Origin of the sequence: Eisenbergiella porci, assembly GCF_009696275.1 — a bacterium.
Lineage (GTDB): Bacteria > Bacillota > Clostridia > Lachnospirales > Lachnospiraceae > Eisenbergiella > Eisenbergiella porci.
In genome coordinates this window covers 72,913-95,674 of the sequence record NZ_VUMI01000019.1, presented here as the reverse complement: position 1 = coordinate 95,674, position 22,762 = coordinate 72,913, and the positions used below count along the sequence as shown (strand labels likewise).

Here is a 22,762-nt window from a genome sequence, read left to right as displayed (position 1 = left end):
TAAACATACCGGATATAAAGTATTGAATGAGGTTGAGATGCTGAAAGGTGCCGACAACATGCCGGGCAAGTGGCAGCTCCTTATCTTTCTCGGACAACAAACGATCCTGAACCTTCAAAATCAGGCAACCGCATAACGGAGCGGAACCGTTGTCAGGTGAACCGTGGAATAATGGGGCTACGCCCCGTTATGCCGCGAAAGTCACTTGACATAAGGTTCACGGAGTATCCTGTCTGTGCAGAAAAGGGGCAAATGCGCCCTTTTCCTGCCTTCCGGCGAGGATGGGTTCGGGCAACGCCCGATAATGGGTCAAGGGACAAGTCCCTTGCGGGTACATAGGGCAGAGCCCTATGCCCTCGGAGAGCTTTCAAGTATCAATATCTGCAGTTTTCAAGGTTCTTTTGAGCCTATTTTTTTGACTCTTTTTTTTCATACATCATTTGACACTATCTTTTCGTTTTTTACGGTTTTTATTTTAACAACCATTCCCTCCGCATACAATCAGACAATCCTTGGATATCTGTACTATCTTTTTCTACTATTTAGCAATATCCTTTGATGATTGGTAATTTCTTTGAAAAGCCTGTTTCTCTAAGATTTTCAGTTTGAAAATATTAATATATGAAGTAAAATAAAAAAGAACACAGCTGTACTGTCGGTATATAAAAGGAGAATTATGAGATATGTACACACTTCTTGTTGTGGATGATGAAATGTTTACCAGAAAGGGAATCATTAAAAAGGTTCCAACGGAACCTGATGGAATATCTGTGGTTCTGGAAGCAAGGGATGGGAAAGAAGGCCTGGCTATTGCACAATACTCTCCCGTGGACATTGTGTTGTCCGATGTACGCATGCCGCGTATGGACGGCATTAAAATGTGTCAGGAAATCCGCCGTCTTTATCCTGACTGTGTCATCATATTTCTCAGCGGTTATTCGGATAAGGAATATCTGCGCTCCGCTATCAGCATGCAGGCACTGCAGTACATTGACAAACCGGTGGACACAGGAGCGCTGCAGGAGGCCCTGTCCCAGGCAGTCAGCTACTGCAACGAAATTCGCTATTCCCGGAAGTTTGTCAGGGAAGCCAACCGGAAAAGGCTTGCCCGCCTTCTCCTTTCCAGCCCGCCGTCCAATGGCCAGCTGGCTGTCGCGCTGTCTGAAAGCGGACATACCTATGAAGATTTCAGGGACAGTCTCACTGTCATTTTCCAGTTTCTCCCCGGGCCGGATGCCTCTGATGAAAAACTGGGGTTTCATGACACACTGGAACAATGTCAGGAAATGATATCGGAAATTATCCGCAATAAGCATCTTCCCTTCCTGATTACCGATTACAGGGAAAATCATTTGATCCTTCATTTTCTTTCCACTCCTGACAGGATGGTATCCTCCTTTTCCAGGGCTTTCTGGGAAAATCTGATGCGGGAGATTTCGGAAAAGACCGCTGCTTATCCTCATTTTGTCAGCATCGGTCCTATCGTTTCCTCTCCCGAGGAAATATACCGCTCCTACAATGCGGCTGCCATAAACCTGCAGACGCTGTTTTATACCGGCATTAACTCCATTTCCTTTGCTGATGAAATGCCCACAGACAGTTATTCCATGTCCCAGGAGCTGCTGGATGCCATAAAGCAGACTATTCACAACGGCGAACAGGAAAAATGCTTCCGGATGTTAAAAGAACTTGAAGAGTCTTTCCGTTCCCACCCCGGTACTCTTATCAGCAATACTAAAGAAAATTTTTACCGCCTGCTCTCCTGGCTGATTAGCTATGTAAAAAACAAAACTGGCTCCGATGTCCTGGATACGGAAAACTATCTGTGGGAACTTATTTTCTCAGCCAACACGCTGGATGAACTGATTTCCTTTACCAGGAACTATATTTCCCTTTCCTTTGACGCCATACAGTCAGGACGGGAAGCTTCTGCATCCGTGCTAATCAAGAATACGATTATAGACAATTATCAGAATCCTGATTTGGATATTCAGTTTTTAAGTGACCGTTTGAACCTTTCCGTATCCTATCTCAGCTTTCTTTTTAAACAGGAGACAGGTTCAACCATTAATCATTATATGAATGAATACCGTATCTGGAAGGCGAAGGAGCTGCTTGTGAATACCAACCGAAAAATCGCTGATATTTCAGATGCTGTAGGCTTTGCCAATCAGAATTATTTTGCAAAAACCTTTAAAAAACTGGCCGGATGTTCCCCCTCTGTTTACAGGGATCTGCACGTGGAAGGATAATCTATGAAACAAAAATGCTTTGCCTGGTATAGACAGCCGCACAGACTTAAATTTAAAATTTTGATCTCTTATCTGATCCCAAGCGTCACCCTGCTCTGCCTGCTTTCCGTAGCAACCTATTTTGCCAGCGCCAGGCTGATGGAAAAGAGGCTGCTGCAGTCTGCCAGCGATACTATCAAGCAGACGGAGAACTCTTTGCAGAGCTTCATTAACAAATATGATGCGCTTACACTTTCCTACTCCTTTTCGGGAAGTGTGCAGAACCTGCTCGGACAGGATCTGACGGATTACAATATCAACCGTCAGAAGCTGGATAAGCTTAATTTTGAGAGCACGCTTTTTTCCTGCATCCCCACCAGGATAGAAAATTCTAATACCGTATGTGATATCCGTATTTACTTTAATGATACCTTTCCCTATTTTAATAACCACACACGGTATTATAATTACAGGGATGCACAAGATGAAGAATGGTTCCGGAAAATTATGGAGGGCTATAAAAAAGATCGAACCTCCTTCTACCTTATCACTCCCGCAGAAAATCAGGCTTCCTCCTATGGCCGGGACAGTTTTTCCCTGGCCAGGGTTATCGTGGATACCTCCTATTATCTCAATCCCCTTGCTGTCATCGTGCTGGATATCCCCCGCTCCTACCTGGATTCTTCTGTGAGCAACACCAACATGGATGGCGTTGTCAATTTTGTCACTGCAGCGGACGACAATATGATCGCCTGCTCCGATACCGGCCTGCTTCCTCTGTATGAAGAGAGCCTTGCCTTTGCCTCTTCGCCAGATTACCGTACAGCGGAATGGAACAAGGTAACCATTCAAAATGTGCGCTATCTGATGAAAACCGATCCGATGAAATCCTACTCCATCACACTTACCACCCTGATACCCTATCAGAATGTGGTAAAGGATATCACCGTTCTGCGCAACATCATGCTAGTTATCGGCGTCACTCTGGTTGCCGCCTGCTTTTTCTTCGCCAACACCACCGCCGACAACATTACGGGCCGGCTGTCCCACGTCAACAGCAAGATGCGTGAAGTACGTACCGGAAAGCTCACCCCTCTGCCCCAGGCCAGACCTAAGTACGCCTGGGATGAAATTGATGAGCTGATGGATACTTATAATTACATGATTGGGGAAATGGAGATTCTGATAGAAACCCAATATGAGAACGGAAAAGAAATAAAAAACGCGGAGCTTCGTGTCCTCCAGGCACAGATCAATCCCCATTTTCTCTACAACACCCTGGATATGATCCACTGGTTTGCAGAAGAAAATATGGTAACGGAAATTGATACTGCCGTAAATTCCCTTGCCACCTTCTACCGCATCAGCTTAAGCAATGGTAAGGAACAGATCCGCCTGAAGGATGAGCTGGCCCAGGTGGAAGCCTATATACGGCTGCAAAACCTGCGTTTTGAAAATACGATACAATATAACTGCCAGATAGAGCAGCGTTTTATGAACCAGCCCATCATCAAAATGATTCTCCAGCCTCTGGTGGAAAATGCAATTCAGCACGGACTGTTTGAAAAGGACAAGCTGGGCGGGACCATATCCATCCGTTCCTGGCATGAAGAGCCGCAGCTCCTCTGCCTGATCATCGCCGACGACGGCGTGGGCATGTCCCCGGAACAGCTTGCTCTTTTGAACAAGAATCTGCAGATCCCCGACGAAGGCCACGGCTACGGAATCCAGAACGTTAATTCCCGCCTCCAGCTGTATTACGGCGCTGATTTTCACCTTTATTTCGAAAGCCGCCCGGGCAAGGGAACTGAAGTTTTCGTCCGCGTTCCGCTCTCCTCCGGGTTTTAAATTAAAGAACTGCCCAGCGGGCTACTCGGCTGCTTAAGCAAAAGGATATACCAAAGAAATACTAACTTTATGCCATCTCGGCAAAATATCTGTCTGCAATATATTCAGCCCAAAGAGCATTTTCTAACTCTTTGTTCAAATGCCTAAAATGATTGACAAGAAAAGGCTCACAATTAAAAGAGAAATAAAAAAGAAAACGCCCTCCGCCATTGGAAACACGTTTTCTCAAAAATTTTATACAATTTTCATCAACTGCACCAATACAGATACCCGCACGCCGCTGCTACTCCAGATACCTGTCCCTGAGCAGCTCCAGCCTTCCGCCGTCCAGCCCCATTTCCGTTTTCAGGAAATTCTCCATCCCGCCGAAATTTTCATCGATGGCGGCGAATACACTGTAAATATAGCTCTCCTTCACCTGCATCAGCTCCCGGATGCAGTTGATAAGCTGTGGATTATGCAGACGTTCCTTCAGCTTTTCCAGATGGCCTTCCACCACATCCCCGGTAAATTCATTCACCATCATATAATCCCTGACAATTGTTTCCCGCGGCATGCCCAGCGCCGAAAGGAGCAATGCGATACCCGGAACCGTTATGCTTTCTTATTCATATTCCGTTTAATAACCTTCAGTCTGGTGAATTCTTCTCTTTCCTTCTCCTCCAGCGCATTGCTGATGTCCTTTACAAGAACCGTATACGTAGGGATGGTAATATTTTTAAGCGCATTGGCCCGCTTCTGCGTCTTGCGGATATTCATGGCCAGGCGATAGGCCGCATTTTCCACCATGGACAGCTTTATCGTCAGATCCTTTACCTTCAGGAAGCCCTCCCTGGCCCTGTCCACCGATTCCCTGGTGCTGTAAAAACCATAGCTGGGACCGGCATCCTCCGGGGTGTACTCCACCTTGGGAATTTCCGTTCCCATAATGCTCCTGGTCTTAATCCGTATGGAGCTTTCGATGGGCACAGCATGGGAAATTTCCTGGACATAATGGATGCCCACCTCAATGTTTGCCTGCTGAAGGGCCTCATAGGCGTTGGTAAAGGTCTCATTGATTTCGGACTGGATGGCCTTGGCTTCCTCGTTCAGGTTCATCAGCTCCCTGATGAGGATATTCCGCTTCTTATCCATCAGCTCATATCCCTGTTTTGCCAGCTCCAGGGAATTTTTCACTATGATCAGATTTCCCTTGGTAGGGAAAATATTCTTCTCCGCCATGTGCTACCTCCTTTTCACAGTACTGCGGCATTCCTGCAAAAACAGTGCCGGATGCAGTTCAAATGCAAAAACTGCAGTCATGCCGGCTGCTGTTCTTTTTCCTCCGCCGGATAGTACTGTTCCAGAATCTTGGTATTCACACGATCCAGCTCTTCCCTGGGCAGCATATGCAGCAGCTTCCAGCCGATATCCAGGGTTTCCTGAATGGTACGGTTTTCATCCTGTCCCTGGCCTACGAAATGAGCCTCAAAGGCCTTGCCGAACTCCAGATATTTTTTGTCCAGAGGGGAAAGCTCATCCTCACCGATAACGCTGGCAAGCGCCCTGGCGTCTCCCACCTTCGCATAAGAAGCGAAAAGCTGATTGGCCACGTCTGCATGATCCGCCCTGGTATACCCTTCCCCGATGCCGTCCTTCATCAGACGGGAAAGAGAAGGCAGCACATTGATGGGAGGATATACGCTTTTTCCGTTCAGCTCCCTGTCCAGGACGATCTGCCCCTCCGTTATATACCCGGTAAGATCCGGTATAGGATGGGTAATATCGTCATTGGGCATGGTAAGAATGGGAATCTGCGTTACGGAGCCGTCCACGCCCTCCACAATGCCTGCGCGCTCATAAATGGTGGCAAGCTCGCTGTACAGATAGCCCGGATAACCCTTTCTGGAAGGGATTTCCCCCTTGCTGGAGGAAACCTCACGCATGGACTCCGCAAAGGAAGTCATATCCGTCAGAATTACCAGGATGTGCATATTTTTCTCAAAAGCCAGATATTCCGCCACGGTGAGCGCCACCTTGGGGGTAATCAGCCTTTCCACCACCGGGTCATTCGCCAGATTCAGGAACATCACCACATGATCGGATACGCCGCTTTCCTCAAAGGTGCTTTTAAAATACTCCGCCACATCGTATTTTACACCCATGGCCGCAAACACGATAGCAAATTTTTCATCGGAATTGTCTCCCAGGGACGCCTGACGCACGATCTGCGCGGCCAGCTGGTCATGGGGAAGTCCGTTTCCGGAAAAAATAGGAAGCTTCTGCCCGCGGATCAGCGTGGTAAGGCCGTCAATTGCGGAGATCCCGGTCCGGATATAGTTTCTTGGATATTCCCTTCTCACCGGATTCAAAGGCTTGCCGTTTACATCCGCCTTTTTTTCCGCCACGATCTCGCCCAGGTTATCGATGGGCTCCCCGATGCCGTTGAAGGTTCTTCCCAGTAAGGATTCCGACAGGCCGATCTCCATGGGACGTCCGGTAAAACGGATATGGGTATTTTGCAGGGACAGGTTTTCCGTCTTTTCGAAAACCTGTATCACCGCTTTATCATCATTGATTTCCACCACACGGCCCAGCTTCTTTTCCTGCAGGCCGTCGTTTCCTGTGGAGGTAATTTCCACCACCTCGTCAAAGGAAGCTCCCTGTACGCCTTCCAATACTACAAACGGGCCGTTCACACTGCTCAGGCCCAAATATTCTACTGCCATGACGTGCCTCCTTTACGCATTTCTGGCAATGACATCATCGTAGAATTTGTCGATTGCCTTTCTATAATCATCGAATTTGTCCAGCCTGTTATTTTCCACATCGAACTTAATGGAAATCACCCGGTCAAAAATCGGATCCTCCTTCAGCACGGACATGGGCATACCCATGGAAATCAGGACCTTTGATTTCTGGTACAGATAAAGTATTGTTTCCATCATCAGCTTTTGCTTTGCCAGGGGCACGCAGGTGTCCTCCGGATGGAACGCATTCTGCTGCAGGAAGCCCAGGCGGATCACTCTGGCAATTTCCAGGGTCAGCTTCTGATCATCGGGAAGCACATCGCCGCCGATCAGCTTGACGATTTCCATCAGGCTGCTCTCCTGGGTCAGAATGGAAACCAGCTGGTTCCTGTTATCGATAAAATCGCTCCCCACATGGTCCGCATACCAGCTGGCCAGATCGGGCAGGTATTCACTGTAACTGGACAACCAGCTGATGGCCGGGAAATGCCGCTCATGGGCCAGCGCCTTATCCAGCCCCCAGAAGCAGCGGACAAAACGCTTTGTATTCTGCGTTACCGGTTCGGAGAAGTCGCCGCCCTGAGGGGATACCGCACCGATAATGGAAACGCTTCCCTCCGTGCCGTTTAAGTTCTGAACCATACCCGCTCTTTCATAAAAAGCGGACAGACGGCTGGCAAGATACGCCGGGAAGCCTTCCTCCGCGGGCATTTCCTCCAGACGTCCGGAAAGCTCACGAAGCGCCTCCGCCCAACGGGAAGTGGAGTCCGCCATGATGGCTACATGATACCCCATATCCCTGTAATACTCCGCCAATGTCACGCCTGTATAAACGCTGGCCTCACGGGCTGCCACAGGCATATTGGAGGTATTGGCGATAAGCACGGTCCTGTCCATCAGGGGATTGCCCGACTTGGGATCGATCAGCTTGGAAAAGTCCTCCAGAACCTCCGTCATTTCATTGCCCCGCTCGCCGCAGCCAATATATATGATAATATCCGCATCCGACCATTTGGCAATGGAATGCTGCGTCATGGTTTTCCCCGTGCCGAAGCCGCCGGGAATTGCCGCCGTACCTCCCTTGGCAATGGGAAACAGCGTATCCAGGATTCTCTGCCCTGTCACCAGCGGCTGGGAAACCGGAAACCTTCTCGCTGAAGGACGGGAACGCCTGATAGGCCACTTCTGCACCATGGTCAGGTTCACCTCCGTGCCGTCCGCCTTCTGCAGGACAGCCAGCGTGTCATTGATGGTATATTTACCGTCCGCAGCCACGCTTACAAGATATCCGTCCATGCCTGGAGGCACCATCACCTTATGGATGATGGCAGGGGTTTCCGGCACCTCGGCGATAATGGTTCCGCCGTAAACCCTATCCCCCTTCTTCACCACCATGGTGGTATCCCATTCCTTATGCACATCCAGGGAATCCACGGCGAAGCCCCTGCTGATAAAATCACCTGATACCTTCGCCACCTCGGAAAGAGGCCGCTCGATACCGTCAAAAATATTATTGAGGATGCCGGGGGCCAGCGTTACGGACAGCGTGGCTCCTGTTCCCGTAATGATTTCACCGGGCTTCATTCCTGAGGTTTCTTCATATACCTGGATTGTTGTAAATTCCTTTGTCAGGGAAATCACCTCGCCTATCAGCCGTTCCTCCCCTGCATAGACCATTTCCCCCATTGAAAAACCAACATCGCCTTTTATCGTAATAACAGGCCCGTTGATACCATAAATCTTTCCTGTTCTTTCCATTACAAGCTCTCTCTTTCTGCCGCTTTTACAGCCTGCGGCGGTTATCAGGAGCATATCCCGTAAGCCGCAGCACACGCATCAGCTTTTGAACACAAACGCCTCTTCCGCTTCCTTCAGCTTCGTCTCAAAGGACTGGTCTATCAGTATATTCCTGGCGCGGATCAATGCACGGATGCCTCCGCCGAACCCGTATTTGCTCACTTCAACCGTTGTGTTGGTCATGGAGGCAAGAGAGTTCAGCTTGCCGGAATCGGCGGGATCAATATAGATGAGCACCTCCTCATCGCCTGCAAATTGCTTCGCCTTCCGGATTTCCGCCACCAGATAATCCTGGTACTCCCTGGTGTCCATATAGCGCTCCAGCTTATCCCGTACCTCGGTAAAAAGCTTTGCCCTCAGCTCTTCCGAAAGCTCGCTCACCTTTTCCCGGATTCCCAGCTGCGCCCTGGCAATTTCGGTATTCTGCTTTTTCTTAAAGCTGTCCTCGGAAAGCTTCACCTGAAGCTCTGCCTTCCTGGTGCTTTCTTCCTTATGTTCTTCAAACGCCTTTTCCAGGGCCTTTGTATAATCCTCAAGGATTTTGGCATTTCTGGCGTTGGTGCTCTCTGTCGTCACATCCAGAAAATGTTTTAACTTTTCCTCTGTTGTCATAAAGCCTTCCTCCTATAACTCGCTGCCGCTGCGCAGCCCTGCCCGTCACAGCTTGATACCGATTGCCTCATTTACATACGCCGTGATAAAATCCGACCTCCGGCCGGTACCATGCCTGTCAGGTATCTCAACCACAAGCGGCACTTTACAATTCAGCTTCACATTGTTGACGACATCCGGAAAATTCCTTCCGAATTTTTCCGTAAGAAGCAGGATACCGATTTCCTTATCGGCAAGCACCTTGTCGATTTCTGCCTTCAGCTCCTGTTTCTCATGAACCACCGCACCCTCTACGCCGGCAAGCCTCATGCCGGTGTAGGTATCAATGTTGTCGCTGATAAGATACATTTTCATTACAGCTTACCAAGGATCATGAAGGCAATGATCAGACCGTACAGGCAGACACCTTCGGCAAGACCTACGAAAATCAGGGACTTACCAAGGATGGAGGAATCTTCACTGATTGCGCCCAGCGCTGCGCTTGCCGCACTGGCTACGGCGATGCCGCCGCCCACGCAGGAAAGGCCGATGGAAAGGCCGGCAGCCAGATAGCCAAGACCTGTTGCGGTTCCTGCGGCAGCCGCTGCCGCTCCTGCGTTTTCCGCTGCAAAGGCGTTTCCTCCGAACATCACAAGTCCGGCGCCGAGCATCAGGCCGAAGAACGCCAGCGCATTCACCGCCAGGGAGATTTTATATCTTCTTTTGCTTCTCTCCCCTTTAAAATACATCCTAAAAGGAACTACAATGCTTAAAATCAATGCTGTGAATAACAAAACTTTTGCCATGATAATGACCTCCTTAAAATATATCAGTTTTTATGTGGTACTGCTTTTTATATGGTACAGCTTTTTATTTGGTACAGCTTTTCTCATAACGATTTGCCAAAGACGCCCCGTCTGTGCATCAGCTGCTCTTTGCCGCCTTCGCATACGGCTTGAACTCCCTGCCGTCGCCCTTATAGAAACGGCTGAAAAATTCATAATACTGAAGACGCAGACCCTGGATTCCAACAATCAGGCCTTCCATGCCCAGTACGATCAGGTTGCCGATAATAACTACTATAATATTGGGGGTTCCCCCGTTTTCCGCGCCGGCCAGCATCATGACCACCTGCATCATGGCGGCGTGGCTCACCGCAAAGGCGCCGATACGGACAAAGGAAAGCGTATTGGAAAAATAGCTGAGCAGCACTTCAAACATTTCAAAAAATGCCTGTACCACAAACATTCCCTTTCCGCCTTCAATCAGTTCCTTCTTTTTATTCAGCTTGTTCGTCAGCGGCTCCTTGCAGGCAATCACCAGAAGCGGCACCACGAACATCACAACAAGCACGATTCCTGCCGGAAGGGCATTTCCTGTCATATACAGGACCACCACTGCGGCCACCGCACCGTAAAATACCAGCCCGGCCACGCCGTTGGTATCAAACAATGCCTCACCCAGCTGCTTTGCGCGCAGACTGTTGATGATATGGAAAACCATCATCAGGATCACCAGCCCCATGCCCAGCGCCACCGCCACCACGAAAACCGTATTCAGGTTCCCGATAAAAGGCAGCGTGGTCATGGCCTCCGTAGGCCGCAGCCACAACGGCTCAATCACATCCTCAAAGCCGAACACACTGCCGAAGCAGAAGCCGAATATCGTGGAAAAAATACCGCAGCTTCCCACAATGGCCGCCAGATTGAGCTTTTTGAATTTATACAGAAGCATGCCGCCGATAAACAGGCACAGCCCCTGTCCCACGTCCCCGAACATGGCTCCGAATATAATGGAATAAGTCACTGCCACAAATATCGTGGGATCAAATTCCTGATAATTCGGCAGGCCGTACATCCGGATAAACATTTCAAAGGGTTTGAAAATCCTGGGATTCTTCAGCTTTGTGGGCGGTTTTCGGAATCTGTTTTCCAGGCTTTCGTTCTTGCCGTCCTCCACCATGCAGAAAACATCCGCATCCCCTTCGATTTCCTTTTCGAACCGTTCCGCATCTTCCCTGGTCATCCAGCCGCAGAGGATGAAGAAAACCGTGTCCTTTGCCTTCGTAAAGGCTGCCAGGCGGCGCACATCAAAATATTCCGCGCTGTCAGAAATCGATTCGGCGGCAGCAAGCATCTCTCCCCCGCGCGCCATGAGCTTTTCCTGAAAAGAATTCTCTATCTGTGCAAGGCTCTCCTCCAGCTCCTTCTGCCGCCTGGTCAGGGCTTCGAACGCTTCCTCCACCGTGCCTTCATAATCATCATCAATGAAGGTACGCTCAAAATGAAGGGATGCATAAACCGCATCCACCTTCTCTTCTTCCGCGGCAGGGACGAAATAAACGCCCCAGATATAATTCTCATCTCTTCCGCATTCATCAAAGATGGTGCAGATATCATCCATCAGATATTCCTTCAATTTGGAATAGGATTCCACAGGAATTTTCCCGAAACGGAATTTAATATGCTTGAAATGAAGAATGGACGCCACATCATAATGTAGATTCTGGAACGGCCTGATATTCACCAGAAGCTCCACAACTTTTTTCCGCTCCGCTTCCAGCCCGCTTTTTTGCGCCCTGCATTTTTCCAGTTCTGCGTAAAGCTCCTCAGTCAGGGCAACAGCAGCCTGCGTTTCCATTCTTTTTCCCGACGGCGCAGCGTTCCCAATCTCCCGGACGCGGCCGGCCAGTTCTTCCGCCCTGGCCAACACACCCCGGTAAGGATTGCTGTCCGCACAGGGAGTGATATTCTTAAGATCTTTAAGCTCTGATAAAGTATTCTCCAGCTGAATCTCGTACCGGGAAAGATACTGGGATGTCACCCTGTCAATCTCTTCCTTTGGTCCGACGATGCTGATAAACTTCATTTTTTCTACCACTGCTCACACCTCCTGTACAGGCGCAACTGTCCAGTTCCTTCACAGTCACGCCAGATATTCCTTAATCCGTTCTGCGGCCAGGCCGTAGCGGACGCATTCTATTACTTTAATAACCTTATTCACCTCCTGCTCCTTCTGGTACAGATATGTATCCAGACAGGCTACAGAATAGGGCTGTGTGCGCAGATTCAGTGTATGCACTTTGTCCATCAGCCGACCGCAGATGCCCTCCAGCTGGGCTGTGCCCGCCTCCTGCATATCCCTTCCGTAAACGGTGCCCTGCAGCACATCCATGAAATCCTTGGCGCTTTCCGCCTCCACCAGCTGCTTCACCTGGGAAGTGGAAAGCCTGTAGTGGATGGGAATCAGGAATTCATAAATATCGGCGGGCGCCATATGATAATACTTTCCCGCCCTGTGGATCCACTGGATATTCAGCGTATCTGCCTCCAGCCCCGCCGACCTCTGGATCACCTGCAGATCCGCCTTCTTCAGATGCTTCCTGGCATCCAGCCAGAGCTGTTTGAAAAAAAGCATATCCAGGGCGCTCTCATAATCAAAAAGATTCGCTTTCCCTGACCGGCCGACCATCTCCAGCGTTTTTCCATAAATGGTTTCCTGGAGCAATCCAATCAGACCCTCCACGCTTTCCGCCTGCATCAGCACATTGGGATCCATTTCCGAATGCCGCTCAAACACCGCCTGATAGGCAGACAAATCAATATCCGCCCTGTCCTCGTTGCTGTCAAACAGATAACGCAGCACATTTTTCAGAAAGATTACTTCATAGCGCATGAAATAATCCTCAAGGAAAACTCTTTGTTCCAAATCGGCAAACCGGTACAGCTTGCCAAAATCATAATAAAGCGATTGCTTTACCAACGCCTCCGCCGCACCCCTGTGCAGATGAGCCTCATCCTTGTCAGCCAACACCTTCTCATAAGAAGGTATTTTTTTCAAATAAGAAAGGACTTCCGGTACGCTGTGCAGATCACTCATTTCACGGAACTGCTCCGGCGAAAGCAGACGGCCCTTCATGGCCTTCACCTTCGTGGATAGCCCGCTGTAACGGAATAAACTCATAATACCTGTCCTTTCAGATACGGACCATTTCCTTCACAAGCCCGTCACTCATTTTTTCGTGTTCCCTGTCATACTTACGCTGCAGATTCTCCAGCCGCTGCGCTGTTTCCTCCTTCAGGCCGGCGAGCGCTTCTTCTTTTTCTTTTTCAAGCTTCTGCTGCAGTTCGTCAAGCCTGCGTTGCGTCTCAGCAGCCAGCCTGTCATCGAAATCCTTTGTCTTCGCTTCTATTTCGGCAGAAATTTCTTTCTTTCGAACTTCTACCGCTTCATTCATCCGGTTGGCAGTATCTTCAATCTCCGCCAGCCTGCTGATCACTTCATCTACGGCTTTTTCCATACGCTACCTCCTGCCTTTATACCGTCAATATGCCCATTCTTTTCAAATCAGTTTGTCATATTGTCCATATCAACTAAGTATACCACCGACAAAATCAAACTACAATATGCATTATTCACAAACAAACAATGTTCACTTTCCTTTTTTTGAGCATAAGAAAAGCGCCCGGTTGCCGATTCCAGACGCTCTTAAGATCTTTTTCTCTATATCCCTGATTTTCTTTTCTGCGCACCTTCTAAGTCCTCCTGTTCCTCGTTATCAGGATAGAAATGAAGTTGTGTCATGTAAAAGATAATCCGCCATTCTTGTAATAAATTCAGCATTAGTAGGACGTTTTCCTTCCGTCTGACAATAACCGAACAGATTTTTATGTTCTCTTTCATCTCCCCGTTTCCAGGCAGACTCAATAGCATGTCTTACGGCATGCTCCACTTTTTCCTTTGTTGTTTTGTGCTTTTTGGCGACCTCCGGATATAGCCTTTTGGTAATTCCATCCAGCGCCTCCATGTCATTAAGGCAGATCTCAAGAGCGGTCTTAAGATACTGATATCCTTTCAGATGCGACGGCATTCCAATTCTTGAAAGAAGCCGTTCAATACGCCTTTGTGCAGAGCCACTCCCCCTATTGTCTCCACCAGGCGCCCCGTAGGATAAAATGATCTGAAGATCCTTGTCCTGCCTTAGTAACTGGGTAAGTTGAAATATGTGTGACTGATTACAGTCAGACACAGATACCCACATACAACTCATATGCTTTCTCCTCTCGTATCATTTCCCACAAAATTGTATTAACAATTAGCAGTTACTTTACTATTTTATCAGATAATTTTTATTTGTAAAGGTAATTTATGGCACAATTTTATAAAAATTTTATTTTTTCCGTACCTTTCATGGCACCAACCGGGATAGATGGGTAGTTTCATGGTTGGATTTTGGGGATGTTAAAACCGGCCTCGGGCAGTTGGGAGTGTGGTTTGTGGGGCGGTTTTGGGCCTGCGGCTGGGGTGTGCCGGGGCTTTTTGGGGCGGGGCGGGCGGTGGCGGGAGGGTTCCTGTATGGGCACGCTCTCGCTCGGTTAAAAACGCAGCGGTACTAGCGTTGTAAAGGACACAACGCAAGGACCGGCGTTTTTATACGACCCATACAGGAACCCTCCCGCCGCCGCCCGCCCCATCCAAAAAGCCCCGGCACATCCCGGCCGCAGGCCCAAAGCCGCCCCACAAACCACACTCCCAACTGCCCGAGGGGTTACAATAGCCCAAAATCTAAGATGAGACTAATTAGGAAAAAACAGGTGATTGTAAAGTATTGAACAGTTACAAAAATTGAAAATTTTGTTGTATCAGGAAAGAAGGAGAATGAGATGGACGTTTATGATCAAAAGAAAGAAGAGTTGAAGCTTGCGGAGGTACTTATGTGCAGAATATCCAGTCAATTGTCTGCGCATAACTGGTCTTTGAAAATTTTGTCTGACAAATCCGGTGTACCGTATGAAACTATCAAAAAAATTGCCAGTGGCAAGATCTGTAATCCTTCATTAAAGAGTGTCTTAAAGATTTCCCTTGCTTTCGGATGTACCATTGATTATCTCGCCGGCCTTGATGACATCTCCGCAAAACAGGGATTCCTTGCAACATCCGGATGTATGTAGATAAAAACCTTAGCGGGCCGCCTCTCTTTGCGGGCTGTGGAGCCTGGGAGCTTTGCCCGGAGACGGCGGGGCGGTTTTGTCCCTTCCGGCTGCGGGGGGCGTATTTCGTGTTCCATTGGAAAAAAAGGAGATGTTTCTTACTGCCCCGGAAGGACAGGCTTCTGTCGCCCCTAGCGGCTTGTCTGACGAATCCTGAAGACGATAGCCGCACCAATACCTGCCGCAGCCAAGAAAATATAATACGCGGCTATCATCAAAGGATGAGGAGTTCAGCCGCGCTGACAGAAACCTGTCCTTCCGGGACAGTTAGAAACACCCCTTTTTTGAGACTGGAACACGAAATACGCCCCCCGCAGCCGGAAGGGACAAAACCGCCCCGCCGTCTCCGGGCAAAGCCCCCGGCTCCACAGCCCGCAAAGAGAGGCGGCCCTCACCCCCCAACGCTTTTATCTTCATCCACCCAATCTTTCCTATTTGAATTAGGGCGTAGAATATGGTAAGATAAAAATAATAACGACCTGAAACAGGCGTGCCAGTTCAGATGCATGCCATAGAAAGGAATCTCATTCATATGAAAAGAGCTTTGATTATAGGCGGCGGTCCGGCCGGTTTGACTGCGGCCTATGAATTATTGAAGGGAAGCAAGGCAAAGAATCCTCCGGAGGAGATAGAAGTCATTGTATTGGAAGAAAGCGGGCTTCTGGGAGGTATTTCCAAGACTGTAAACTATAATGGGAACCGCATGGATATGGGCGGGCATCGTTTTTTTTCAAAGGATCCGAAGGTGAATGCCTGGTGGAAGGAAATGCTTCCTCCCCAGGGGGCTCCGGCTTATGATGATATCGTTCTGCACAGGACGCCGCCGCTGGCTGCGGGAGGCCCTGATCCGGAGAAAACGGACAGGGTTATGCTTACCAGGAACAGGGTATCGCGAATTTATTTTGATAAGAAATTTTTTGATTACCCTATTTCCCTGAAATGGGAAACCTTTAAGAACATGGGCTTCCTGACCACGATGCAGGCGGGCTTCAGTTATCTGGCCTCCGTGCTTCATAAACGGCAGGAAAACTCCCTGGAGGATTTCTATATCAACCGTTTCGGGAAGAAGCTTTATTCCATGTTCTTTGAAAAATATACGGAGAACCTGTGGGGCAGGAGCCCGAGGGAAATTGCTCCCGACTGGGGCGCGCAGCGTGCCAAGGGGCTTTCTGTCATGGCGATTGTGGTGGATATGTTCCGCAAAATTTTCCCCGGTAAGAAAAACGGCCATGTGGAAACTTCCCTGATTGAGGAATTCAGTTATCCCAAGCTGGGCCCCGGTGAGCTGTGGGATGTGACCGGCAGTGAAATCGAAAAGCTGGGCGGGCAGATTTGGCGCGGCTGCCGTGTTACGAAGCTTCATAAGGATGAAAATAATCATATCACTTCCCTGACCTATGAAAAGAATGGGAAGGAATTTACGATGGAGGGGGATATTTTTATTTCCTCCATGCCGGTAAAGGATCTTGTGGGCGGCATGAACGGGGTGCCGGAGAAAGAAGCAGCCATCGCCGCCGGTCTTCCTTACCGGGATTATATGACTCTGGGCGTCCTGGTCCCCAGGCTGAACCTGGAAAACAAGACGAAGATCAGGACTATTTCCAATATCGTTCCCGATGACTGGATTTATGTACATGATCGTACCGTTCAGATGGGGAGGTTCCAGATTTACAATAACTGGTCGCCTTACATGGTAAAGGATCTGGAGCATACCGTTTGGGTGGGTCTGGAGTATTTCTGTAATGAAGGGGATTCCCTCTGGCAGATGGACGAAAAGGAATTTTCAGCTTTTGCCGTTAAGGAAATGGTACAAATGGGACTTATCGACAGTCCCTCCCAGGTAATGGATACCCATATGGAAAAGGTGAAAAAGGCTTATCCTGCTTATTTTGATACTTACAAGGATATTGATGAGCTGAGGGCGTATCTGGATAGCATTGATAATCTTTACTGCGTGGGGCGCAACGGCCAGCACCGGTATAATAATATCGACCATTCCATGGTGACCTCCTTTGAAACCGTGCATAACATTCTGAACGGCGTCCGTGACCGCTCCAACATCTGGAATGTGAATACGGATAAGGAATACCTGGAATCCACAGCCAATCAGAACTGATTTTGGCAGTAAATATGAGGGATACTGAACAATTACAAATAAAGATATAAAAGCCGCTCCTGTCGCTTGCTGACAGGAACGGCTTTTTCATATTGCGCTTTTTTAATATTTTAAAAACAGCTTACTTTTTATTCTTCTTCAAAATGTCATTCACAATATCCATACGTAAACCGGCATCAATGAAATCGCAGTGCTTGCAGAACGGGTAATTCTGGCGGCCGTCCTTAACCGCATTTCTCAGCTTCTGGTATGCGGGGCTGTTCCAGGCATCCTTCAGGGGCATTGTGTTCAGATCGCCCACCTCCGTAACCTCAAAGTTGTCACAGCAGCAGATACCCAGCTTACCGTTCGGCGTAATCCACATGTCCGTATAGGGCATCAGGCAGGTTTCCTTTACTACCTTTTCCGTAGCCGCCTTGTTGGGCGCGCTTCCGGCGCGGTTTGTAAGCACCTCCTTCAGGTAACGCATCTGGATGAGTATGTCCACATCCTTAAACTCCTCCGGATGGGCCTTGACATATTCATAAATCACCCTGATATTGTCATGGAGCTTCATATCCAGGCAGTAATTGTTGATGATCAGCTGGTTTACATAAGGGACAATCGCCTTTACCTTGTCCACATCCAGGAGCAGTCCGTTGGTGGACATGAAAATAAACGCTTCCGGCAGCTGTTCCCTGGCATACTTGTGGAATTCCACAATTCTTGTATCCAGCCAAGGTTCATTGTTTCCGTACAGGGTCAGATGGCCTTTGTAGCCCCAGTCCCTGAGCTGGTCAATAATATTGTAATACAGGCTTTCTTCCATCCGGGCGTAAGGGCGCTTCTCCGCGTTCTTGTTGGCCGTGCAGAATTCACAGGTGCTGTTGCAACGGTTGATGGTCTCCAGGTTCACCACATTGGGATGCGGTATCGGATCACTTGACATAAAATATTTGATGTATTCATTCTGCGATTTACCACGGGTCATAAACTGAAAGGTAAGATATCCCTCGCTTGCCAGCTTGGGAAAATATTTTCTCATATTCCATCCGAATTTACCGGCGAAATTATGGATTCTGATTGGCATTTTATTTCTCCTTCTCTGGGGTAATCCGTTTCTCTTTCCGCCCGGACCCTCACAGCCCGGACTTTTTTATCATAACACTACAGGTACGGCATTGTCAAATCCGTCGCTTATCATTTTACGGTTATCCGCCCACTTTCCAGTTGGATCCGGGCAGTTTTGCAACCAATGGTTAACCGGCATCATAAACATAAATCGTATAAGGGGATTCCTCCTGGGTATAGGTTCCGGTTAAGGTAAAGCCCAGTTCCTTTTCGTTGCTGATTTTAATCCGGGAAAACAGATATTTTCCGCCGAGCCTGCGGAACATGTCACCGTCTATATACAGCCTGTCATCGGCCGTGGCCATGGTTCTGACCGCGTTCCACGTATTTTCCCCTGAACCGGAATACAGATATGCCCTGGCGCCCCAGTCCCAGAAATAGGTATTCCATTCCTCCACCTTCTGCGTGGCGGGGGCGATCATGGCTCCGAATTCTTCTTTATATTCCTGGGGATAGAAGCCAAGATAACCGTCCAGCGTGGCGATTCCGTTATAGGAAAGCACCGCGGGATGCATTCCGTAAGCAGCGCTGTACTCTCCGTCATAGCCGATATCCGCCTTGATTTCCTCAAACAGCTTCTCCGAATAGAACTCCCGGTAGTTCAGGTTTTCCACCTGTGTATGCTTTATAATCCGATAGGCATTGTAATAGCAGGTGGAATAAAAATCATTGTATACAGCCGGAGTCAGGACTACCACCGCCAGCGCAATCAGGGAAACCAGATAACCCAGCCACTGCTTCCTTTTATCAATAAGGTACTTCACCAGCAAAAACAGCGCTGCGTACCAGAGAAATGGGTTAAAAAAAACGGTGCGGTTGAACTGGAAGCCCTTCAGCGGGGGCACCAGCGTCTCAAACAGTCTGCGGAAGCCGCCCCAATAATAGAAGCCATAAACCAGACAGTTTCCTATTATAAAGTAAATAACCAGGCAGAAGCTGTCCGTCACTATTTTCCCCGGCTTTTTTTCCCGGAGGAAGCAGAAAATACGGTAAATAAGAAAAAGCATGCACAAAGGCAGCACAAACCTGGTATGGGAAGGCTGGGCATGAAATATAGCCTGATAAAACACCTCCCATATGGAGGAAACAATCTGTCCTGCGGTAAAGTTATCCTCTGCCATCGTGGTGCGCATGGTCACCACGTCGGAAAAAAGCATCTCCCCGAACAGCCTGTATTCAAACAGAATATAGCCTGCCGAAAGGATGACCAGGGCCGCCGCAAGCCGCAGACTTATGGACCGCAGGAAGGAGGGCCGCCGCGTTTTCCCCTGTGCATCCTTCTGTGCGTTCTTCCGTGCGTTCTCCTGGACATTTTTCCGCACATCCTCCTGTCCATTCTTTTCATCCGGCGCCGCCTTTTTCATCCTGCCGCAATCCCGCACCGCCAGTATCACAATAGCCAGGACCAGATATCCGAGGATGAAAAAACCGAAATAAGAAAAATAGGAAAGAAGCGGATAAAGGAACAAAAACAGATAGTCCCACCGGCTTTCCCCCCTGTAAATCCTGCGCAGCAAAAGCACGGCAAGCGGAATAGACGCAAAGGCGATCCCATAGGCCGGGAACAGAGGAAGCAGTCCGTAAATAAGTCCGATTATCACTGCCGCAGGCTCATATTTCTTATAATTTTCCCGGTAAACATCCTTTGCCAGCAGAAGCACGGAGCCCTCCGCAATCAGGATTTTCAGAAAATACCCGCACATGTATGCCGCAAAGGGCGGCAGCAGATAAAAAAGGATGTTATAAAGATTGAATTCCGAGCTTAAATAGTCCCTAGTGATACCGCCCAGTATCGGCACCTCAGCATTGTGGGCAAAGAACACGTCCCAAAGCTTCATAGCCTGGAAGTGTCCCATAAACAGATCCAGGTTATCATGCGTAGCGATATAGCTGCCCTCCCCGAAAAAGAGGAACACCGCAGCTTCACCCAGCACCACGGCCGCAAATAAAAACCAGTACCATTTTTTCAGTATTACATTTCCAAACCTTTTCATTCCGTCTCTCCCCTGGTCCTTTTGCCGCCCTCTCCCGGCCCGGCCTGTTCCTGCCAGGTCTTATAGGCGCCGCCTCCCAGATATTTTTCAACAAATTTCCTCTCAGGCACAGGCCTGCCGAATAAAAATCCCTGAATGTAATCCGGGGATAGCCGCTGTAAACGCACCAGCTCCTCTTCCGTTTCCACACCCTCCAGACACACCCGCAGGCCAATGCTGTGGGCCATTTCAATAATATGTCCCAACAGCGTATAGTCATAATCGCTTTCCAATGCCCGTACCGCAAAGGAGCGGTCAATTTTTATCATATCGGCACGCAGATCCTTCAAATATCGCAGATTGGAATAGCCTGTTCCGAAATCATCGATGGCCAGCCTCAGCTTCTGCCCGCAGATTTCCTCCATGGCCTTCCGGAAGGCAGGATCAGTTTCAATATATCCGCTTTCCGTAATTTCCAGCATGATATTTTCAAGGCACACCTCCGCCACTCCCAGGTGGTTACGCAGCTCCTGAAGCACATCGCTCTTTTTCAGCTGTACGTAGGAAAGGTTGATATTCATATGAAACAATGGGATAACCTTCTTCAATCTGCAGCAGCAGAGCACCGCCTCCTTTATCACGTAGGAGCCCATGGGAATGATAAGCCAGCTTTCCTCCATCACCGGGATAAAATCCCCCGGCGGCATTTTCCCGTATCTGCTGCTGTCCCACCGAAGCAACGCTTCCGCTCCCCTGATTTCATAGTTCTTTGCATCCACTATCGGCTGATAATGCAGGGAAAACCCTTCATAATCATTAAATATGGCCTTACGCAGCTCTTCCTTGATTTCCAGCCTGCCCACATAGGCGTCATAATCCTCCCTGCTGAATGCCACAAGCGCGTTTTTTCCCCGGCGCTTTGCTTCATTCAGGGCAAATTCCAGATATTTTACCAGCTCGCTGTAATCGGCAGAAGGATAAGGCAGCTGGAGCAAACCGCCGGATACCGTATAGAAATTACGGTAATCCTCCTCTTCTATATGTCTGAAAATATTACGCCTGATCTTTTCAAATAACTCCACTACCTGCGCGGAGCACATATCATCCTGCCCGAACAGAACGAATTCATCCGCAACCAGCCGATAAAGCTGCATTCCCGGCAGCATACATTCCCTGATAATGTCCGTAAGCTCCCTAAGCAGCGTATTTCCCGATTCTATCCCGTATTTTTCATTGATCTCTTTAAAATCATCCACGCCAATAAGCAGAAGAAATCCGGCTCCATGTTTCTTCTGAAGCAATCGTCCCAGGTCAAGGGCAAACCGGCCTTCCCCATGCAGCCCGGTCAGACGGTCACGCTTTTCCTCCCCGTTTACCTCGGAAATGCTTCCCACAAGAAGACGGATACTGCCTTCCCCGTCATAAATCACCGTTCCCCGGCAGTGGATCCATATGATTTCCTTATCTTTACTGTACCAGCGATATTCCATGTCATGGTATTTTTTTTCTCCGGTGCGGATGCGCCTTAAATCCTCTATAAGCAGGGGAAAATCCTCCTCTGCTACCAGCTCCCGCAGCCCTTCTCCCGCCGGACATATGAAATCGGAGGATATATGAAATCTCTCCCGCACCCTGTCGCAGAAAAAACAGCTGTCTTCTTTTATATCCAATATGAAAAAATAATCATCGCTTGTCTGGTTCAGCGCCTGAAATACTTCCATAATCTGCTTATTGTCCGTCGTGGACAGCAGCACCTTTTTATCCATTTTATCGCCCTATGCTTTCTCCAATCGAACCTTGCTCCGGCTGGCATTACTTTCATATTACAAATACCTGGAAGGTATGTCAACTCTTTCCGCCCAATACGCCGGCGGCATCTGCCGCTATATTTTGCTTGAGGATCGGGACCTGGGCGAACTGGCCTGTAAGGGCGTACTGCGCGCTGTGGCCGATGCCGCCAGGGAAATACTGTCCGACACAGGGGACGGAAGCTTCCTGGCCCGCTATGATGAGTCAATCTTCTTTCTCGCCTGCGGCTGCATATCCCATGAGGAGCTGCAAAACAGGCTGCTGGAGCTGGTACGGCAGGCCTCCTGCCTTCCTGTCCTCTTCCACGGAAAGCCTGTGCCTCCCCGCCTGAGCGCCGGTTTCCTTACCTGCCCTCCGGGGAAATACCATATTTTCAGGGAATGCGGGAAACCAAACAATTACGCCGAAGAACAAAGGCCCCCTGCCCCGGATGAATATCTGCAGGCTGGCGCCATGCTGATGGAGGTTCGCAGGCTTCTGGATGCGGCCGGGCACCAGCCCTCCGGAATCGCCGGCCGCATCCTGTAGGATGGCAGCTTTGCCCGGACCAGCATCTTACCGCAAATAA

The 22,762-nt window shown here is 49.0% G+C and carries 19 protein-coding genes; 5 read left to right on the top strand and 14 right to left on the bottom strand.

What is annotated here, in order from left to right; all coding sequences use genetic code 11:
- The first annotated feature begins 683 nt into the window (after positions 1–683).
- Positions 684–2,252 carry a response regulator gene (locus FYJ45_RS13210; protein WP_154464962.1) on the top strand — a complete coding sequence of 523 codons (1,569 nt, stop codon included), beginning with the start codon at positions 684–686 and terminating at the stop codon, positions 2,250–2,252.
- Positions 2,253–2,255: 3 nt separating this feature from the next.
- Positions 2,256–4,079 carry a sensor histidine kinase gene (locus FYJ45_RS13205; protein ID WP_154464961.1) on the top strand — a complete coding sequence of 608 codons (1,824 nt, stop codon included), beginning with the start codon at positions 2,256–2,258 and terminating at the stop codon, positions 4,077–4,079.
- A 283-nt stretch (positions 4,080–4,362) separates the two neighbouring features.
- On the opposite strand, the gene FYJ45_RS13200 is transcribed toward FYJ45_RS13205, so the two are convergent.
- The 11 genes from FYJ45_RS13200 to FYJ45_RS13150 all read right to left on the bottom strand — a co-directional run bounded on the left by FYJ45_RS13200 (position 4,363) and on the right by FYJ45_RS13150 (position 14,237).
- On the bottom strand, positions 4,363–4,656 hold the full coding sequence (locus tag FYJ45_RS13200) for a tyrosine-protein phosphatase (RefSeq protein WP_268890940.1): 294 nt from the start codon (positions 4,654–4,656) through the stop codon (positions 4,363–4,365).
- Between the two features lie 17 nt (positions 4,657–4,673).
- Complete coding sequence (locus FYJ45_RS13195) at positions 4,674–5,300, bottom strand: V-type ATP synthase subunit D (RefSeq protein WP_021634298.1); 627 nt, start codon at positions 5,298–5,300, stop codon at positions 4,674–4,676.
- Between the two features lie 77 nt (positions 5,301–5,377).
- The gene (locus FYJ45_RS13190) at positions 5,378–6,787 is read right to left on the bottom strand and encodes a V-type ATP synthase subunit B (protein ID WP_154464959.1); all 1,410 of its coding nucleotides are present in this window, start codon (positions 6,785–6,787) and stop codon (positions 5,378–5,380) included.
- 12 nt (positions 6,788–6,799) lie between these two features.
- Positions 6,800–8,566 (bottom strand): V-type ATP synthase subunit A, encoded by a 1,767-nt coding sequence (locus FYJ45_RS13185; RefSeq protein ID WP_154464958.1) that lies wholly within the window; start codon positions 8,564–8,566, stop codon positions 6,800–6,802.
- A 78-nt stretch (positions 8,567–8,644) separates the two neighbouring features.
- The gene (locus tag FYJ45_RS13180) at positions 8,645–9,217 is read right to left on the bottom strand and encodes a V-type ATP synthase subunit E (RefSeq protein ID WP_154464957.1); all 573 of its coding nucleotides are present in this window, start codon (positions 9,215–9,217) and stop codon (positions 8,645–8,647) included.
- Positions 9,218–9,262: 45 nt separating this feature from the next.
- On the bottom strand, positions 9,263–9,571 hold the full coding sequence (locus FYJ45_RS13175; protein ID WP_154464956.1) for a V-type ATP synthase subunit F: 309 nt from the start codon (positions 9,569–9,571) through the stop codon (positions 9,263–9,265).
- Entirely contained in the window at positions 9,571–10,002 is a 432-nt protein-coding gene (locus tag FYJ45_RS13170; protein WP_154464955.1) for an ATP synthase subunit C, read from the bottom strand. Before FYJ45_RS13170 ends, FYJ45_RS13175 begins: the two co-directional genes overlap by 1 nt.
- Before the next feature lie 118 nt (positions 10,003–10,120).
- Positions 10,121–12,076, bottom strand: coding sequence for a V-type ATP synthase subunit I (locus FYJ45_RS13165; RefSeq protein WP_276891662.1), 1,956 nt, complete (start codon positions 12,074–12,076; stop codon positions 10,121–10,123).
- 45 nt (positions 12,077–12,121) lie between these two features.
- A complete protein-coding gene (locus FYJ45_RS13160; RefSeq protein WP_154464954.1) occupies positions 12,122–13,159 on the bottom strand; it encodes a V0D/AC39 family V-type ATPase subunit in 1,038 nt (345 codons plus the stop codon).
- A 13-nt stretch (positions 13,160–13,172) separates the two neighbouring features.
- Complete coding sequence (locus FYJ45_RS13155) at positions 13,173–13,496, bottom strand: hypothetical protein (protein WP_154464953.1); 324 nt, start codon at positions 13,494–13,496, stop codon at positions 13,173–13,175.
- A gap of 258 nt (positions 13,497–13,754) precedes the next feature.
- Positions 13,755–14,237, bottom strand: coding sequence for a sporulation initiation factor Spo0A C-terminal domain-containing protein (locus FYJ45_RS13150; protein ID WP_021634306.1), 483 nt, complete (start codon positions 14,235–14,237; stop codon positions 13,755–13,757).
- Positions 14,238–14,859: 622 nt separating this feature from the next.
- Between FYJ45_RS13150 and FYJ45_RS13145 the strand changes: the two genes are divergently transcribed.
- A complete protein-coding gene (locus FYJ45_RS13145) occupies positions 14,860–15,147 on the top strand; it encodes a helix-turn-helix domain-containing protein (RefSeq protein WP_025488594.1) in 288 nt (95 codons plus the stop codon).
- Positions 15,148–15,718: 571 nt separating this feature from the next.
- Positions 15,719–17,302: an NAD(P)/FAD-dependent oxidoreductase gene (locus FYJ45_RS13140; protein ID WP_154464952.1), complete on the top strand. Its 1,584-nt coding sequence runs from the start codon at positions 15,719–15,721 to the stop codon at positions 17,300–17,302.
- A gap of 121 nt (positions 17,303–17,423) precedes the next feature.
- Here the strand turns inward: FYJ45_RS13140 and FYJ45_RS13135 are convergent, their stop codons facing one another.
- The 3 genes from FYJ45_RS13135 to FYJ45_RS13125 all read right to left on the bottom strand — a co-directional run bounded on the left by FYJ45_RS13135 (position 17,424) and on the right by FYJ45_RS13125 (position 22,151).
- On the bottom strand, positions 17,424–18,371 hold the full coding sequence (locus FYJ45_RS13135; protein WP_021639047.1) for a radical SAM/SPASM domain-containing protein: 948 nt from the start codon (positions 18,369–18,371) through the stop codon (positions 17,424–17,426).
- Positions 18,372–18,540: 169 nt separating this feature from the next.
- Positions 18,541–20,406 (bottom strand): DUF6044 family protein, encoded by a 1,866-nt coding sequence (locus FYJ45_RS13130; RefSeq protein ID WP_154464951.1) that lies wholly within the window; start codon positions 20,404–20,406, stop codon positions 18,541–18,543.
- Positions 20,403–22,151, bottom strand: coding sequence for a putative bifunctional diguanylate cyclase/phosphodiesterase (locus FYJ45_RS13125; RefSeq protein ID WP_154464950.1), 1,749 nt, complete (start codon positions 22,149–22,151; stop codon positions 20,403–20,405). The genes FYJ45_RS13130 and FYJ45_RS13125 overlap by 4 nt, the downstream gene beginning before the upstream one ends.
- Before the next feature lie 76 nt (positions 22,152–22,227).
- Here FYJ45_RS13125 and FYJ45_RS13120 point away from each other — a divergent pair, with 76 nt between their 5' ends.
- Entirely contained in the window at positions 22,228–22,722 is a 495-nt protein-coding gene (locus tag FYJ45_RS13120) for a hypothetical protein (RefSeq protein WP_154464949.1), read from the top strand.
- The last annotated feature ends 40 nt before the right edge of the window (positions 22,723–22,762 follow it).